Below are 17,692 nucleotides of genomic sequence, written 5' to 3'. Positions count from 1 at the left end.
TTTTTTTTATATATTAATAACCTTTTCTGCATTGAAAAGAGTTTCGTAAATTGTATACATATTGCTTATTTCACCAACTTTAAGTTTTTCTTTAAGTCCATAATAATCTAGACAAGTACCACAGGAAATAATTTCAACTCCATTATCTTGAAGTTTTTCAAGATCATCTAAACATGGAGAACCTTCAGTAGTTAATTTAACTCCAGAGTTAAAAAATACGATTGTTTTTGGTAATTTATCATATTCACTTGAAGTATAAATAAATCCTTTAATTAATAATTTACCTAATTCTTCAGAGCCATTTCCCATAAAGTCTTTTGATATTGCGATAACAGTATTGTCAGAATTGTTAACTGAGCAAAATTGAGTCGGTTTTTTTATTTCTGTATTATTACTTTTTGATACATAAACATTAAATTCTTGATCTGATTTTTTATCAAATTTAAAATCAAGATTACTACTTTTAGCAAATTTTTCAAGATTTTTAACAGCAGTATCATTATCAACTATTACTAAAAATTCTTTTTCATCTGAACTTTCAACAGCTTTTTTTGTTAAAATCAAAGGTTGAGGACATGCTAAACCTTTTGCGTTTATTTCTTTCATATTTTACCTCCTAAAATATCATCTAACAATGTTATTATACAATATAAGTAATATTAATACAAGTGATTTTATAATTATAATATTTAGGATATATAATAGAAAAAAATTTTTATTATAATCTTGTTTAAAATAATTATATAGGGTATAATAAAATTAAAGGTCAAAGATAGTCAAATAAGGAGGAATATATGGAATATAAAGATTATTATAAAATATTAGGTGTTGATAAAACAGCTACTGATGCGGAAATTAAAAAAGAATATAGAAAATTAGCAAAAAAATATCATCCAGATGTTAATCAAAATGATGAGTCTGCAAGTAATAAGTTCAAAGAAATAAATGAAGCTTATGAGGTATTATCTGATAATGAAAAAAGAAAACAGTATGATATGTTTGGCTCTAATTATAATTTTAATGGTGGAGATAATTTTGACCCAAGAAATTATGGGTTTAGAACATCCTATAACTCAAGTAATATGGGAGAATTTTCTGATTTTTTTAATATGTTTTTTGGTAGTGAAAATTCATCTAGTTTTAGTGGATTTTCTAGTTTTGATGGATTTACTAATTCTAGATCATTTTCAGGCTTTGAAAGACAACCACAAAGACAAAAATATGAAACAAGCATTAACTTATCGGTTAAGGAAGCATATTCTGGAATTGAGAGAGAACTTTATGTAAATATAAATAATTCTCCTAAAAAAATAACCGTAAAAATTCCTAAAGGAATTACATCAGGAAAAAAAGTGAAAGTTAATGGAGATAAATATAAACTTGATGGAGATATTTTTGTAAAAATAAATGTTATAAATGATGAATATAGATTAGAAGATTTAGATTTAATAAAAACTGTTAGTTTGTATCCATGGGAAGCGTATTTTGGAGTTACAAAAGTTATTAAAACTTTAAATGGAAATGTTAGAGTAAAAATACCAGCAAACATTGAAAGTATGAAAAAAATTAGAATTCCAAATAAAGGATATACAGATTTAAAAGGAAGAACTGGAGATTTATATCTAGAAATTTTAATAAATAATCCTAAGAATTTATCTGGAGAAAAATTAGAATTATATAAGAAATTAATGGAGAATTAGTATGAAAAGAATAAAATTTTTATTTTTAAAATTAAACAATTTATTTTTTTGATAATATATATTAAAAAAATTATTATAAGTTTAATAGAAAAATATTAACAAAATAAAAGGAGGAATACGATGAATTTAGAAAAATTTAGTAGTGATGCAATGAATATAGTTGAAGAATCACAGAGTATAGCAATTAAAAATGCGAATGTAGAAATATCAGATTTACATCTACATAGCGCATTAATTAATAAAGACAATATTATTATTAAGATTTTAAATATTATGAATGTAAAAATTGAAGATTATAGAAATGATGTAAAGGTAGCACTGGAAAATTTACCATCACAATATGGCTCAACTAACATTTATCCAAATACTATTTATCAAAGAATTCTACTTAATTCTGAAGATGAGATAAATGGAACTGGAGATAGTTTAGTTTTACCTGAGCATATATATCTTTCTCTTCTAAAAGAAAAAAATATAAAATCATCAGATATTTTTAAAAAGTATGATATCACTTATAATTCGTTCAAATATGCATTAATGGGAATTAAGAATATGAAAAATGATCGTAAAGATGGTAGTACTAGTGAAGAATTACTAAAATATGGAAGAAATTTAACTGAAGAAGCCAAAAATGGTAAATTAGATCCAGTTATTGGTAGAGATGAAGAAATTAGAAATTCAATTAGAATATTATCAAGAAGAACAAAAAATAATCCCGTATTAATTGGTGAGCCAGGTGTTGGTAAAACTGCAATTGTTGAAGGTTTAGCTCAAAGAATTGTTAATAATGATGTTCCAGATGGTTTAAAAGATAAAATAATTTTTTCACTTGATATGGGAAGTTTAATTGCTGGTGCTAAATTTAGAGGAGAATTTGAAGAAAGACTAAAAGTAGTTCTAGAAGAAATAAAAAATTCAGACGGAGAAATTATTTTATTTATTGATGAAATTCATACTCTTGTTGGTGCAGGAAAAACTGATGGAGCTTTAGATGCTTCTAATATGTTAAAACCTATGCTTGCTAGAGGTGAATTGCATACAATTGGAGCAACAACATTAGATGAATATAGAAAGTATATTGAAAAAGATGGCGCATTAGAAAGAAGATTCCAAAAAGTATTAGTAAAAGAACCTACTGTTGAAGATACAATTTCAATACTTAGAGGAATTAAAGAAAAATACGAAATTCACCATGGAATTAAAATAACAGATGCTGCTGTTATTGCTTGTGCAACTTTAAGTGATAGATATATAACGGATAGATTTTTACCAGATAAAGCTATTGACTTAATGGATGAAGCTTCTTCTATGATAAGAACTGAAATAGATTCAATGCCTCAAGAAATTGATGATTTAAGAAGAAAAGTTCTTCAATTAGAAATTGAAAAAGCTGGTTTAATTAAAGAAACTGATGAAATTAGTAAAAAAAGATTAGAAGACTTAGAAATTGAACTTTCTAATGTTAAAAATCTATATAATGTTGAGCTTGCTAAATGGGAAAGTGATAAAAAGGATATTAATGAAATTAAGACTGTAAAATCAGAAATTGATTCAGTTAGAATTGATATTGAAAAAGCAGAAAGAGAATATGACTTTGAAAAACTTTCAGAATTGAGATATGGCAAGCTTGCAAATCTGGAATTAAAATTAGCTGAGCTTAATGAGAAAAAGAAAGAAAAAGAAAGTTATTTAAAAGAAGAAGTAACTGAGGAAACTATCGCAGAGGTAATTTCTAAGTGGACAAATATACCTATTAAGAAATTAGTAGAAGGTGAAAAAGAAAAATTATTACACCTTGGAGAAATTTTACACAAAAGAGTAGTTGGACAAGACGAAGCTATTAATTTAGTAAAAGAATGCATATTAAGATCAAGAAGTGGATTAAAAGATGAAACTAAACCTATTGGGTCATTTATTTTCCTAGGTCCTACGGGTGTTGGTAAAACAGAGTTAGCAAAAACATTATGTGAAAGTATGTTTGATAGCGAGAAAAATTTAGTTAGAATAGATATGAGTGAATATATGGAAAAACATTCTGTATCAAGATTAATCGGAGCTCCTCCAGGATATGTAGGTTATGATGAAGGAGGACAACTTACAGAAAGAGTTAGAAGAAATCCATATTGTGTCATTTTATTTGATGAAATAGAAAAAGCACATCCTGATGTATTTAATATTCTATTACAAGTATTAGATGATGGAAGACTAACAGATAATCAAGGAAGAGTTGTAGATTTTAAAAATACAATCATTATTATGACTTCTAATATAGGTTCTGACTACTTGCTAAACGGAATAGATGAAAATGGTAAAATAATTAAAGAAGCTGAAGATAAAGTTATGAATGAATTAAAAAATTCATTCAGACCTGAATTTTTAAACAGGGTTGATGATATAGTATTATTTAAACCTTTACAAAAAGAAGAGCTTTACAAGATAATTGATATGACTATTTCAGAAATAGAGGATAGATTAAAAGATATTGGTTTAAAAATAATTTTAGATGATAGCTGTAAAAAGTTAATTTTAGATTCAACTTACTCTTATAATTATGGAGCTAGAATAATAAAAAGATATATTCAAAAACATATAGAAACTGAATTAGCTACAAAGATAATAGAAGGTAAAATTCAGCCTAATTCTACAATTAAATTTGTAAATGTAGATGGAAAAATTTGTATTTCATAAAAAATATTAATAAATAATTAAAAAAGCTAAGAATTTTCTTAGCTTTTTTAAAGTTTTTATTTATAAATTATCTTAGAAATATTTGAATTATAATCAATTATATGTTAAAATATAGACATATATTTCAATTTAGGAGGAATAATATGGATCAATTAACAATGCAATTTGTTTTGATTGGTGGCTTTATGTTATTAGCATATGTTTTTATGATAAAACCACAAAAGAAAAGACAAAGAGAAATAATGGAAATGAGAAATAATTTGAAAATAGGAGATAGTATTATAACTATAGGTGGTATTAAAGGTAAAATTGTAAAGCTAACTGATACTGATGTTGTAATTGAAACATCTGATGATGGTACTAAATTAGAATTTATAAAATCTGCTATTCATTCTACAATTAACGAATCAGAATCATTTTTAGAAGATGAGGATGAAGATAATAATAGTGAAGAAAATTAATTTAAAACAAATAGACGGATTGCGTCTATTTTTTCTTTATAAATAATATATTAATAATTAGGAGGTATTTATGAAAAAATGGTTTATAAAATCTGATAATGGATTGACTAAGGAAAATTTCTTAAATAATAGTGAATTTTCATATATTACTTGCCAACTTTTAGCAAATAGAAAAATCGACTATAATAATGTTAAAAAATTTTTATATCCAGATTATAAATACCTTCATAATCCTTTTTTGATGAAAGATTTAGATACAGCAATAGAAATACTTGTAGAAGCAATAGATAACAATTTACATATTCAAATCGTTGGTGATTATGATCAAGATGGGAATTCAGCAACAGTTGTTTTATATAAAGGACTTAGCTATTTTACAGATAATATAAGTTTTGCTATTCCACATAGAATTGAGGATGGGTATGGGATTTCTAAAGGTATTGTAGATAAGGCAAAAGAAGATGGTGTTGATTTAATCATAACTTGTGATAATGGAATTTCAGCTTTTGATGTTGTTGAATATTCAAATTTACTAAATATCCAAATGATTATAACTGATCATCATCAATTGTGTTTTGACGATGAAGGAAATCAAATATTACCTAAAGCTATGGCTGTTATAAATCCTCATAGAGTAGATTGTGAGTATCCTTTTAAAGAATTATGTGGTGCAGGTGTAGCTTTTAAATTGATGCAAGCATTATTCGATGAACTAGGTGGAGATGAAAACTATTTAATTGACTTGTTACAGTTCGTTTCTATGGGGACCGTTTGTGATGTTGTTGATTTGGTTGATGAAAATAGATTTTTTGTAAAAAAAGGATTAGAAATATTAAATAGAAGTGATAATATCGGAATAAACAAATTAAAAGATGAAAATGGAGTAACTAAAGTTACTACTACTTCCTTAGGTTTTAAATTAGGACCATGTATTAATGCTGCTGGAAGACTTGAATCTGCAAGTATTGGAGTAGATTTATTTTTAGAAAATAATGAAGAAGTTGCTGAAAATTATGCAAAAAAATTAGTTGACCTAAACGAAAAAAGAAAAAGCTTAACTAGTGAAGCATATTCAAGGGTGATTTTAAAAATAAAAGAAAATATGTACTATGAAGATGATATTATAGTAGTTTATGACGAATCTATTCATGAATCAATTGCTGGAATTGTTGCCGGAAGAATTAAAGATTTTTATTATAAACCAACTTTAGTTTTTACTAATGCGAAAGAAGAAGGTATGTTAAAGGGAAGTGCAAGAAGTATTGAAGATTATGACATTATTTCAAAGCTTAGAGAATTTCCAAATTTATTTGAAAAATTAGGTGGACATGCAATGGCTGCTGGTTTTACAATTAATATAAATAATTTAGACGTATTAAGAGTTGAACTAAATAAAAATTCTGGTTTAAATTCAGAAGATTTTATAGAAAAGGTTAAAATAGATTGTTCATTAGATTTTAAATTACTAAATTTTAATATAGTAGAAGAGTTAAAATTGCTAGAACCATATGGTAAAGCAAATCCTGAGCCTTTATTTGGTACTAGAAATGTAGAAATAAAATCTTTATCTATTATTGGGAATAATAAAAATGTTATTAAACTAGTTTTAAGTCAAGATGAAAATGAGTATAGTGGAATTATTTTTACAAATTTTGATAAGTATATTATGTATCTAAATAAGAAATTTGAAACCAGTGATATAGTAAATGAACAATATAATATAAAAAATAAATTTATAGATATTTTGTATACACCTGTAATTAATGAATATATGAATACAAAGTCTATTCAATTATTAATAAAAGATTTAAGGTAGGAGGTGAGTGTAATGTTAGATGAATTATTATTAAAAATTAAAAGCTATAACCCTAATTCAGATCTTGAAAAAATTTCAAAAGCATATAATTTTACAAAGGAGTGCCATGAAGGACAATTTAGAAATTCAGGAGAGCCATATTTTATTCATCCTGTTGCTGTTGCTAATATTTTAGCTGATTTATATATGGATGATGCTACTATTATAGCAGGACTTATGCATGATGTTTTGGAAGATACGGAAGTAACATTTAAAGAGATTGCAGAAATGTTTGATGAGGAAATTGCTAATCTTGTTAATGGTGTTACTAAATTAAAGAAAATAAAGTATCAAAGTAAACAAGAATCTCAAGCAGATAATCTAAGAAAAATGTTATTAGCTATGAATTCAGATATTAGAGTTATTATTATTAAGATAGCAGATAGACTTCATAATATAAGAACTTTAGAATATATGAAAAAAGCTAAGCAATTAGAAAAGGCGAAAGAAACTTTAGAAATTTATGCACCTTTAGCTTATCGATTAGGTATGAGTAATGTTAAATGGGAATTAGAAGACTTATCTCTAAGATATCTTGAACCAGAAATCTATTATGATTTAGCTGAGAGAGTTAAGAAAAAAAGAAGCGAAAGAGAAAAAATAATTAATGATATTATTGATGAGATAACTATTAGTTTAAAAGAACATAATATTCAAGGTGAAATTAGTGGAAGACCAAAAAGTTTATATAGCATTTATAAAAAAATGTATAAACAAAACAAAAGTTTTGATGAGATTTTTGATTTAACTGCTGTTAGAATAATTGTTCCTACTATTAGTGATTGTTATGCAGTTCTAGGAATTGTTCATTCAAAATGGAAACCTATACCTTCAAGATTTAAAGATTATATTGCAGTACCAAAACCTAATTTATATCAATCATTACACAATACTTTAATAAGTAATTCAGGAGATGTTTTTGAAGTTCAAATTAGGACTTTTGAAATGCATAAAACTGCTGAATATGGAATAGCTGCTCATTGGAAATATAAAGATGGAGTAGATAGAAGTACCAGTTTTGATGATAAATTAACTTGGCTTAGACAACTTATGGACTGGCAAAGAGAAGTAAATGATAATAGAGAATTTATTACATCATTTAAAGAGGATTTTATTTCTGATGAAGTATTCGTTTTTTCTCCAAAGGGTGATGTTATTAATTTGGTTGCTGGTGCAACACCTATTGATTTTGCATATAAAGTTCATACTGCAGTTGGTAATAACTGTGTAGGAGCAAAAGTAGATGGAAGAATAGTACCATTAAATCACAAATTAAAAAATGGAAATATTGTAGAAATACTTACAAATCCAAATTCTTCTGGACCTAGTAAAGATTGGCTTAAAATAGTAAAATCTTCTCAAGCAAGAACAAAAATAAAACAATGGTTCAAAAAAGAAAATAGAGCTTTAAATATAGTTCAAGGTAGAGATATGCTTGAAAAAGAAGTTAGGAGACTAGGATTTACTTATAGTAAAATTTTAAAAGATGAGTGGTTATTACAGATTGCAAAAAAACTAAGTTTTAATACTATTGATGAAATGTATGCAGGTATAGGATTTGGAAGCATTAGTATAAAACAAATTATACCAAAATTAAAAGAGTTTTATACAGAATATTATCAAGAATCTGCTGATGATATTATTAATAGAGTTAAGAGTGAAAAATCAGGAAATCAGCTTAATTCAAAAGGTGTAATTGTAAAAGGTATTGACAATATAGAAGTTAGTTTTGCAAAATGTTGTAATCCTCTTCCAGGAGATGAAATAGTTGGGTATATTACAAAAGGAAGAGGAATTTCCGTTCATAATTGTAATTGTCCTAATGTGAAAAGTATTTCAAATAGAGATAGGCTAATTTCTGTAGAGTGGACAAATGCTAAAAACTTATATTATAAAGTTGAAGTTGCCGTTATATCTCTAGATCAAGTTGGAGCATTAGCTGATGTTGCTCATATCATTTCAGAATCAAAGTTAAACTTGGTAGGAATCACCGCGAAAACAGGTAAAGATAAGACTTTTATAACAAATTTTGTTGTAGAAATTAAGAATCTTGATGAACTTGATAGATTAATTAATAAAATAAAATCTTTAAAAGGTATTCTTGATGTTTATAGAGTAGGTGCCTAATGAGAGCTATATTACAGAGAGTTAATTTTGCTAGTATAGAAGTTGATAAAAAAGAAGTGTCAAGAATAAATAATGGACTTCTTCTTTTTGTTGGATTTGGAAAAAATGATTCTATTGAAGATTTAAATTATATTTTTAGAAAAGTTGTTAATCTCAGAATATTTGAAGATAATAATGCTAAAATGAATTTATCTGTTATTGATAAATCATATGAAATTTTAATTGTATCACAATTTACTCTATATGGTGATTGTAGAAAAGGAAATAGGCCTAGTTTTGATAATAGTTTATCTAGTATTGAAGCTAGAGAAAAATATGAGGAATTTTTAGAGATATTTAAAGAAAATAATATTTCAATTAAAACAGGAATTTTTCAAGCTGATATGAAAGTACTTTTAGAAAATGACGGACCTGTTACAATACAATTAGATTCTAAAAAAAATTACTAGGAGTTAGTTATGAATGTTAAAAGAATAGTTGTTGGAGTTTATGCTGTAAATTGCTATATAGTATTTAATGATAACAAAAAAGGATTTATAGTTGATCCAGGTGGAGATAGTGAGGACATTATTAATTTTATAGAACAAGAAAATATTAACTTAGATTTTATATTACTTACTCATGGACATGGTGATCATATAGGAGCAGTGAAATTGTTAAAGGAGAAGTATAATTTACCAGTTTATGCTAGTATAAAGGAAAAATCATTATTAAATAATTGTATAATCAATTTATCTAAGTCTATTCCACCATTTAAAGGTATTGAGTTAGAAGCGGATAGATGGCTGTATGATAATGAGAAAATAGATTTTTATGGAGATACTCTTGTGATTATGGAAACACCAGGTCACACAGACGGAAGTATATGTGCATTATTTGGAGATGTAATTTTTTCAGGAGATACACTTTTTAGAATGAGTATTGGAAGAAGTGATCTTCCAACAGGTAATACTGAGGAAATAATGAATTCAGTAAAAAAATTATTTAATTTAGAAAATGATTACAGAGTATTACCAGGGCATGGTGCAGAAAGTAATTTGTGTTTTGAAAAAAATAATAATCCATTTATGAAGAATTTAAATGGTTGATAGGAGATACAAAAGATGTATGATATTATAGTAATCGGTTGTGGAGTAATAGGAAGTAATGTTGCATATGAATTATCAAAGTATCATCTAAAAGTTTTAGTGTTAGAGAAAGAAATAGATGTTGCTGAGGGAACCACAAAAGCAAATAGCGGTATACTTCATTCAGGTTATGATCCGGAACCAGGAACATTAATGGCAAAACTTAACGTTGAAGGTTCAAGAAGGATTAAAGATATTGTAAAAAAATTAGATGTTCAATATAATGAATGTGGTTCTTTAGTTTTAGCATTTAATGAAGAAGATGAAAAAACTTTAGAAAAATTACTAGATAATGGAATTAAAAATGGTGTAGAAAATTTAAAAATTATTGATAAATTAGATGTTGAAAGAATTGAACCAAATATAAATAAAACAGTTACCAAAGCGCTATTTTCACCTGGTGCTGGAGTTATTGATCCTTGGGAATTGTGTATAGCGATGTCACAAGTTGCAGTTTCTAATGGGGTAGAAATTAAGTTAGACAGTGAGGTAACTAGTATAGAAAAAGTAAGGGATAATTTTATTGTAAAAACTAAAGATAATACTTACTCATCAAAATATATTGTTAATGCAGCTGGAGTTAATTCTGATAAAGTTCATAATATGGTTTGCGAAAAAGAGTTTGAAATACTTCCTTCAAAAGGTCAATACTACATTTTAGATAAAAGTCAAAAAGATTTAGTAAAACATGTTTTATTTCAATGTCCTTCAAAAGTAGGAAAAGGTGTATTAATTGCTCCTACATCACATAATAATATTATTATTGGACCAAATGCAGAAAGTAATTCTATAGTTGATGATAAGTCAACAACATTTGAAGGTCTTAACGAAGTAAAAGATAAAGTTTCAAAAACAATATCTAATGTTCCGTATTGGGAAAATATTAATAATTTTTCTGGTTTAAGAGCTAATAGTACTGAGAAGGATTTTATTATTAGAGAAGCAAAAACTTGTAAGAATTTTATTGATTTAGCTGGAATAAAATCTCCAGGATTGGCTTCATGTGCTGCCATTGGTTTAATGTGCTTAGATATATTAAAAAAAATTGGAGTAACTTTTGTTAAAAAAGATAGCTATAACGATAGTAGAAAAGTAATTAGAATTAAACATTTGTCTCCAGAAGAAAGAGCTGAAAAAATTAAAGAAAATCCACTGTATGGTAATATAATATGCAGATGTATTACGGTTTCTGAGGGAGAAATAATAGACTCTTTAATGATGCCTCTACCTCCAAGAACACTTGGAGCTGTAAAGAAAAGAACAGGAGCTGGCATGGGACGTTGCTTAGGTGGTTTTTGTGGACCTAAAGTGCTAGAAATAATTTCAAGAGAATTAAATATTCCACCGGAAGAGGTATATAATACAAATTTTGGTAGTTATATTATAACTGGAAAGACAAAAGAAGAGGAGCAAATTAGCTAATATGGAATTTTATGATTTGGTTGTAATAGGAGGTGGCCCAGCAGGACTTGCCGCTGCTTGTGAAGCTAAGAAAAATGGAATAGATAAAGTTTTAATTTTAGAAAGAGATAAAGAAGCTGGTGGAATATTAAATCAGTGTATTCATAACGGTTTTGGACTTCATTATTTCAAAGAGGAACTTACAGGACCAGAATACGCACAGAGATTTATAGATTTAGCTAAAGAGTACAAAGTTGAAATTAGATTAAATACAATGGTATTAGAGTTTAATAATGAAAAAATTATACAGGCAGTAAGTAAAGATTATGGCTATCAAATTATTAAATCTAAAGCTATCATACTTGCAATGGGATGTAGAGAGAGAACAAGAGGTGCTATTTCAATTCCAGGTGATAGACCTTCTGGAGTTTTAACAGCTGGTTCAGCACAAATGTATGTAAATATGCAAGGTCTTATGTGTGGAAAAAAAATAGTTATTTTAGGCTCTGGTGATATTGGATTAATAATGGCAAGAAGATTAGCTTTAGAAGGGGCTGAAGTTATTGCTTGTGTTGAACTTATGCCATATTCTAATGGATTAGCAAGAAATATTGTTCAATGTTTACATGACTATAATATTCCTTTACTATTGTCTCATACTGTTACTGATATAGTAGGTAAATGTAGACTAGAAAAAGTTGTCATAAGTAAAGTTGATGATAATAGAATGCCAATTAAAGGTACAGAAATAGAATTAGAATGTGATACACTTTTATTATCTGTTGGACTAATTCCAGAAAATGAAATTACTAGAGAAGTAGGAATTAATATTGATACGAGAACAAAAGGTGCATTTGTATTTGAAAATATGGAAACAAGTATGGATGGAGTTTTTGCGTGTGGAAATGTATGTCATGTACATGATTTAGTTGATTTTGTTACTGGAGAAAGTCAAAAAGCTGGAAGATCAGCTGCGAAGTATATTAATGGTATTTCTAATTCTAAAGTAACTACTATTGAAATTAATAATGGAGAAGGCATTTTTTATACTGTTCCACAAAAAGTTAGAGTTGAAAATATGGATAGTAAGCTTGAAATATTTTTTAGAGTTAAAAGTGTTGAAAAAAATGTAATTATTTCAGTTACTGATGAAGATGGTAAAATACTAAAAGAATTTAAAAAACCTCATGTTGCACCTGCTGAAATGGAGAAAATTACATTAACAAAAAAACAATTTGAGATGGTATCAACTAATAAGGTGTTTATTTCAATGAAAAAGGGAGAATAACAATGAAAGATATGGTTTGTATTGTTTGTCCAGTTGGGTGTAGAATCTCTGTAGATGAAGAAAATGATTATTCAGTAATTGGAAATAAGTGCCCAAAAGGAGCAACTTACGGAAAAAAGGAGTTGACTTTTCCAACAAGAACTATCACTTCAACTATTAAGATAAAAAACGCAATTCATAATAGACTACCTGTAAAAACTTCTACAGAAATTCCGAAAAATATGATTTTTGATATCATGCGAGAATTAAATAAATTAGAAGTTTCATCTCCAATTAAAGTTGGTGATGTGGTATTAAAAAATATACTAAATACAGGTGCTGATATTATAGCAACAAGAGATATGTAATTTATTATAGTATTGCTTGATTTTGTATATGATTTGTGTTATAATAATAAAAAAATATTCTTATTATGAGAAGAGTGGGTAAGCCCACTCTTTCGTTTTAGTTTAAATTATGTTTAAAAGGAGATAATTTTGAAAAAAGAAAATGAATTATTAAAAACTATTGAGGATACCTTTACTAAGTTATTTCTTGAAAAAGGTATTTATTTTGTTGATGTAGAGTATGTTAAGGAACCTAAGGGAAATGTACTAAGGATATATATTGATAAAGATGACGGTGTTGATTTAGATTCTTGTGAGATAGCTAGTAATCTTGTTAGCGATTGGCTAGATGAAGTAGATCCAATAGATGATTCATATTTCTTAGAAGTTTCATCTCCTGGTGCTGAGAGAGAAATAAAAAGCGATGAACAATTATTGAAATATATTGATAAGAAGATATTAGTAAAGTGTTATAAAAAGATAAATAATGAAAAAGAGTTTATTGGATACTTAAAATCTTTTGATAAAGAAAACTTAACTTTGAATGTGGGGCAATCAGAAGTTGTTCTTTATAGAAAAGATATAGCAATAATAAAATCACAAATAGAAATTTAAGGAGTTAATTATGAAAGGAACAACAGATTTTTTAAGAGCATTAGATGAAATAGAACGTGATAAAGGTGTATCAAAAGAAATAATTTTTGATTCATTAGAAAAAGCACTTTTAAAAAGTTATGAAAAAAACTTTGGCGAGTATGAAAATGTAAAAATAAATATTAATAGAACAAATGGTAAAGTCGAATTATTTTCATTAAAAACAGTAGTTGAAGTCGTTGAAGATAATATAACGGAGATATCTTTGGAAGATGCTAAAGCGATTAGTTCAAAGTATTCTATCGGTGATGAAGTTTCAATTAAACTTAAAACTATGGATTTTGGAAGAGTTGCTGCTCAAACTGCAAGAAATATTGTAATACAAAAAATTAAAGATGCAGAGAGAGAAGTAATATACAATGATTTCCAAGATAAAGAAAGAGAACTTATTTCCGGACAAATTCAACGAATTGATAGAAACAATTTATTTGTAAATCTTGGAAAACTTGAAGCAATTGTAACACCACCTGAACAAATTAAGAATGAAGTTTATCGTGTTGGTGAAAGATTAAAATTTTATGTTAAGGAAGTAAAAAACACAACAAAAGGGGCACAAGTTTTGCTTTCTAGATCAGATGTTAATTTTGTTTTAAGATTATTCGAATTAGAAGTTCCTGAAATATTAGATGGAACGGTAGAAATACAGTCAATTGCTAGAGAACCAGGTAGTAGAACAAAAATTTCCGTTTTTTCTAAAAATGAAGATGTTGATCCTGTAGGTGCATGTGTAGGATATAAGAGATCAAGAGTAAGTTCAATTATAAATGAATTAAAAGGAGAAAAAATAGATATTATTGTTTTTAGTAAAGATGTAAAAGAATATTTATCTAACTCTCTTAGTCCTTCAGAAGTTATAGCAGTTTTTACAAATGAAAGTGAAAATAGAGCAAGAATTATTGTACCAGATTCTCAATTATCATTAGCGATAGGAAAAGAAGGACAAAATGCTAGATTAGCAGCTAAATTAACTAATTGGAGAATAGATATTAAAGGATTAGAAAAGTATAAAGAAGATTTAAGAAATGGAAATATTGAAGTAGGTTTTGATGGAGAACAAGAATTTATAGATAATGGATTTGAATTATAGGTGATTATATGAAAGCAAAGAAAATTCCTATGAGAAAATGTGTTTCCTGTGGTGAACAAAAAGAAAAGAAAGAATTATTAAGAATTGTAAATAATAAAGAAGAAGGTATTTTACTAGATATTTCAGGTAAAAAGAACGGAAGAGGTGCTTATATTTGTAATTCTAGTAAATGTATAGATAAGGCTAAGAAGAATAAGAGGTTAAATGTTGCATTAGAATCAGAGATAAATAGTGAATTTTATGACGAACTGAAAAGATATGTAGATTCTATTGAATAGCAAAGGGGTGCTAGTATGAGTAAAGTTAGAGTACATGAACTTGCAAAAGGTTTAAATTTACAAAGCAAGGAATTAATTAATATAATTACTGGTTTAGGAGTTGATGTTAAAAGTCATATGTCAATTCTTGAAGGTAAAGATTTAGAAGTAGTAATAGGACATTTTAGAAAACTTGAATCTGAAAAATCAAAAAAGGAAGAAAAAAAGGAAGTTAAAACTGAAGATAAAAAAAATAGTTTTAATAAGGATAGAAAAGAAAATTTTAATAAAGATAATAAAAATTTAGAAGAAAGCTATAACAAAGATAAAAAAGAAGGTTATAACAAAGATAATAGGCCATACAATAAAGATAAGAAAGAAGGCTTCAACAAAGACAATAGATCATATAATAAAGATAAGAAGGAAGGCTTCAACAAAGACAATAGACCATATAATAAAGATAAGAAGGAAGGCTTCAACAAAGACAATAGACCATATAATAAAGATAAGAAAGAAGGCTTCAACAAAGACAATAGACCATATAATAAAGATAAGAAAGAAGGCTTCAACAAAGACAATAGACCATATAATAAAGATAAAAAAGAAGGCTTCAACAAAGACAATAGACCTTATAATAAAGATAAGAAAGAAGGCTTCAACAAAGACAATAGACCTTATAATAAAGATAAAAAAGATTTTGGAAAGAAATTTGATGATAGAAAAAGAGAATTTTTAGATGATGTGGTAGAAGTTGTTGATCCTGCTATTGAAAAAAGAGATGCAAGAAAAACTCATTTACAAGGTCAAGAAAAGAACAAAAAAAATAAGTCTATAAACGAACATAAGAAGAGAGAAGATAGAAATCCAAATATTATTTTAAAACCAGCAAAAAAGAAGAATAAAGCTAATCATAAAACTAAAAGTGATAGTGATTTAGAATTTGAAAATAAAGTAGAAAATACTGGAGAAATTAAAATCCCTGAAAGTATAACAGTTAAGGAATTTTCTGAAGCATTAGGAGTTAATAGTTCACAAGTTATTTCAAAATTAATATCACTTGGTGTAATGGCAGGAATAAATCAAGAAATTGATTTTGATTGTGCAAGTTTAATAGCAGAAGAATTTGGAAAAGTAACTGTCTTAGAAACTCCAGAAATAACAGAAGAGAATGAAATTCTTTCTCTAGATTACGAAGATAAAAAAGAAGATTTAGTAACAAGACCACCGGTTGTAACAGTAATGGGCCATGTCGATCATGGAAAAACATCTTTATTAGATTATATTAGAAAATCTAAAGTTACAACTCAAGAAGCTGGTGGTATTACACAACATATTGGTGCATATACAGTAAACGTAAATAATAGCAAAATTGTATTTTTAGATACTCCAGGTCACGAAGCTTTTACAGCTATGAGATCAAGAGGTGCAAAAGTAACTGATATTTCTATTTTAGTAGTAGCTGCTGATGATGGTGTTATGCCTCAAACTATAGAAGCAATAAACCATTCAAAAGCGGCAGGAGTTCCAATAATTGTTGCTATAAATAAAATGGATAAAGATGGAGCAAATCCTGAAAGAGTAAAAACTGAATTAGCAGATAACGGTTTGTTACCTGAAGATTGGGGTGGAGATGTAATAACAATGCCAGTATCTGCAAAAACTGGACAAGGAATTGATGAATTACTAGAAATGGTTCTTATGGTTGCAGAAGTTGAAGAATTAAAAGCAAACCCAAACAGAATGGCTATAGGTACAGTAATTGAAGCTCAGCTTGATAAAGGAAGAGGTCCGGTTGCTACAATTTTAGTTCAAAAAGGTACTCTTAATTCTGGTGATATGGTAATTTCAGGGACTTCTACTGGTAGAATAAGAGCGATGTTTGATGATAAAGGAAAGAAAATTAAAAAAGCAACTCCATCAACACCAGCTGTTATTTTAGGGTTATCAGAAGTACCTGAAGCAGGAAGTTTTATTTATGCTGTTAAAGATGAAAAAACAGCAAGAGGTTATGCTCAAAGGATCATTAATGTTCAAAAAGAAAATATGATAGCTTCTGGAAATAAAGTATCATTAGATGATTTGTTTGATAAGATACAAGATGGAAATTTAAAAGAAATAAAAATTATTATTAAGACAGATGTTAGAGGAACAGTTGATGCTGTTAAAAATTCGTTAGAAAAACTAAGTAATGAAGAAGTAAAAGTTAATATAATACATGGAGCTGTTGGTGGTATAAATGAATCTGATGTAATGCTTGCAGCAGCAAGTAATGCTATTATTATTGGATTTAATGTTAGACCTTCACAAGGAGCCATAGATTTATCAAGACATGAAAATGTAGATGTAAGAACATATAGAGTTATATATGATGCAATAGAAGATATTAAATTAGCAGTAAAAGGAATGTTAGCTCCTACTTTTGTTGAAGAAGTAATTGGTAGAGCTGAAGTTAGAGCTACTTTTAAAGTTCCAGGAATTGGTACTGTCGCTGGAGTATACGTTTTAAATGGAAAGATAACTAGAAATGCAAAAGTAAGACTTCTTAGAGATGGAATTATTCTTCATGAAGGAGAAATAAGTTCGTTGAAGAGATTTAAAGATGATGCTAAAGAACTTTTAACTGGATATGAAGGTGGATTGGGAATTTCTAATTATAATGATTTAAAAGAAACTGATATAATTGAAGCTTATATTGATAAGGAAGTTGAAAGATAGAGGTTT

At 27.4% G+C, this 17,692-nt stretch carries 15 protein-coding genes; 14 read left to right on the top strand and 1 reads right to left on the bottom strand.

The genetic code is table 11. From position 1 onward, the window contains the following. Positions 1–6 precede the first annotated feature (6 nt). Positions 7–606, bottom strand: a complete 600-nt coding sequence (gene yedF, locus ACLGL0_RS01505) for a sulfurtransferase-like selenium metabolism protein YedF (protein WP_411013358.1) — start codon at positions 604–606, stop codon at positions 7–9. A 188-nt stretch (positions 607–794) separates the two neighbouring features. Between yedF and ACLGL0_RS01500 the strand changes: the two genes are divergently transcribed. The 14 genes from ACLGL0_RS01500 to infB all read left to right on the top strand — a co-directional run bounded on the left by ACLGL0_RS01500 (position 795) and on the right by infB (position 17,686). After that, a complete protein-coding gene (locus ACLGL0_RS01500; RefSeq protein ID WP_411013357.1) occupies positions 795–1,700 on the top strand; it encodes a DnaJ domain-containing protein in 906 nt (301 codons plus the stop codon). Between the two features lie 120 nt (positions 1,701–1,820). After that, positions 1,821–4,388, top strand: a complete 2,568-nt coding sequence (locus tag ACLGL0_RS01495) for an ATP-dependent Clp protease ATP-binding subunit (protein ID WP_411013356.1) — start codon at positions 1,821–1,823, stop codon at positions 4,386–4,388. Positions 4,389–4,531: 143 nt separating this feature from the next. Then, complete coding sequence (gene yajC / locus ACLGL0_RS01490) at positions 4,532–4,849, top strand: preprotein translocase subunit YajC (protein WP_411013355.1); 318 nt, start codon at positions 4,532–4,534, stop codon at positions 4,847–4,849. Positions 4,850–4,919: 70 nt separating this feature from the next. Then, positions 4,920–6,665 (top strand): single-stranded-DNA-specific exonuclease RecJ, encoded by a 1,746-nt coding sequence (recJ, locus tag ACLGL0_RS01485; RefSeq protein ID WP_411013354.1) that lies wholly within the window; start codon positions 4,920–4,922, stop codon positions 6,663–6,665. A gap of 12 nt (positions 6,666–6,677) precedes the next feature. Further along, a complete protein-coding gene (locus ACLGL0_RS01480) occupies positions 6,678–8,831 on the top strand; it encodes a RelA/SpoT family protein (RefSeq protein WP_411013353.1) in 2,154 nt (717 codons plus the stop codon). After that, the gene (gene dtd / locus ACLGL0_RS01475) at positions 8,831–9,280 is read left to right on the top strand and encodes a D-aminoacyl-tRNA deacylase (protein ID WP_411013352.1); all 450 of its coding nucleotides are present in this window, start codon (positions 8,831–8,833) and stop codon (positions 9,278–9,280) included. The genes ACLGL0_RS01480 and dtd overlap by 1 nt, the downstream gene beginning before the upstream one ends. 9 nt (positions 9,281–9,289) lie before the next feature. After that, entirely contained in the window at positions 9,290–9,919 is a 630-nt protein-coding gene (locus ACLGL0_RS01470; RefSeq protein ID WP_411013351.1) for an MBL fold metallo-hydrolase, read from the top strand. 15 nt (positions 9,920–9,934) lie between these two features. After that, positions 9,935–11,380, top strand: coding sequence for an NAD(P)/FAD-dependent oxidoreductase (locus ACLGL0_RS01465; RefSeq protein ID WP_411013350.1), 1,446 nt, complete (start codon positions 9,935–9,937; stop codon positions 11,378–11,380). Between the two features lies 1 nt (position 11,381). Next, positions 11,382–12,647 (top strand): NAD(P)/FAD-dependent oxidoreductase, encoded by a 1,266-nt coding sequence (locus ACLGL0_RS01460; protein ID WP_411013349.1) that lies wholly within the window; start codon positions 11,382–11,384, stop codon positions 12,645–12,647. A 2-nt stretch (positions 12,648–12,649) separates the two neighbouring features. Next, a complete protein-coding gene (locus ACLGL0_RS01455; protein ID WP_314559239.1) occupies positions 12,650–12,994 on the top strand; it encodes a DUF1667 domain-containing protein in 345 nt (114 codons plus the stop codon). Positions 12,995–13,123: 129 nt separating this feature from the next. Further along, positions 13,124–13,588 (top strand): ribosome maturation factor RimP, encoded by a 465-nt coding sequence (gene rimP, locus ACLGL0_RS01450; protein ID WP_314559237.1) that lies wholly within the window; start codon positions 13,124–13,126, stop codon positions 13,586–13,588. A gap of 10 nt (positions 13,589–13,598) precedes the next feature. After that, entirely contained in the window at positions 13,599–14,714 is a 1,116-nt protein-coding gene (nusA, locus tag ACLGL0_RS01445; RefSeq protein ID WP_314559235.1) for a transcription termination factor NusA, read from the top strand. A gap of 8 nt (positions 14,715–14,722) precedes the next feature. After that, on the top strand, positions 14,723–14,992 hold the full coding sequence (rnpM, locus tag ACLGL0_RS01440) for an RNase P modulator RnpM (RefSeq protein ID WP_314559233.1): 270 nt from the start codon (positions 14,723–14,725) through the stop codon (positions 14,990–14,992). A gap of 15 nt (positions 14,993–15,007) precedes the next feature. Continuing rightward, complete coding sequence (gene infB, locus ACLGL0_RS01435; RefSeq protein WP_411013348.1) at positions 15,008–17,686, top strand: translation initiation factor IF-2; 2,679 nt, start codon at positions 15,008–15,010, stop codon at positions 17,684–17,686. The last annotated feature ends 6 nt before the right edge of the window (positions 17,687–17,692 follow it).

Source organism: Parvimonas pharyngis (assembly GCF_046569675.1).
Taxonomy (GTDB): Bacteria; Bacillota; Clostridia; order Tissierellales; family Peptoniphilaceae; genus Parvimonas.
The sequence above is the reverse complement of the archived record's forward strand: the minus strand, read 5'-3'. Positions and strand labels throughout refer to the sequence as shown.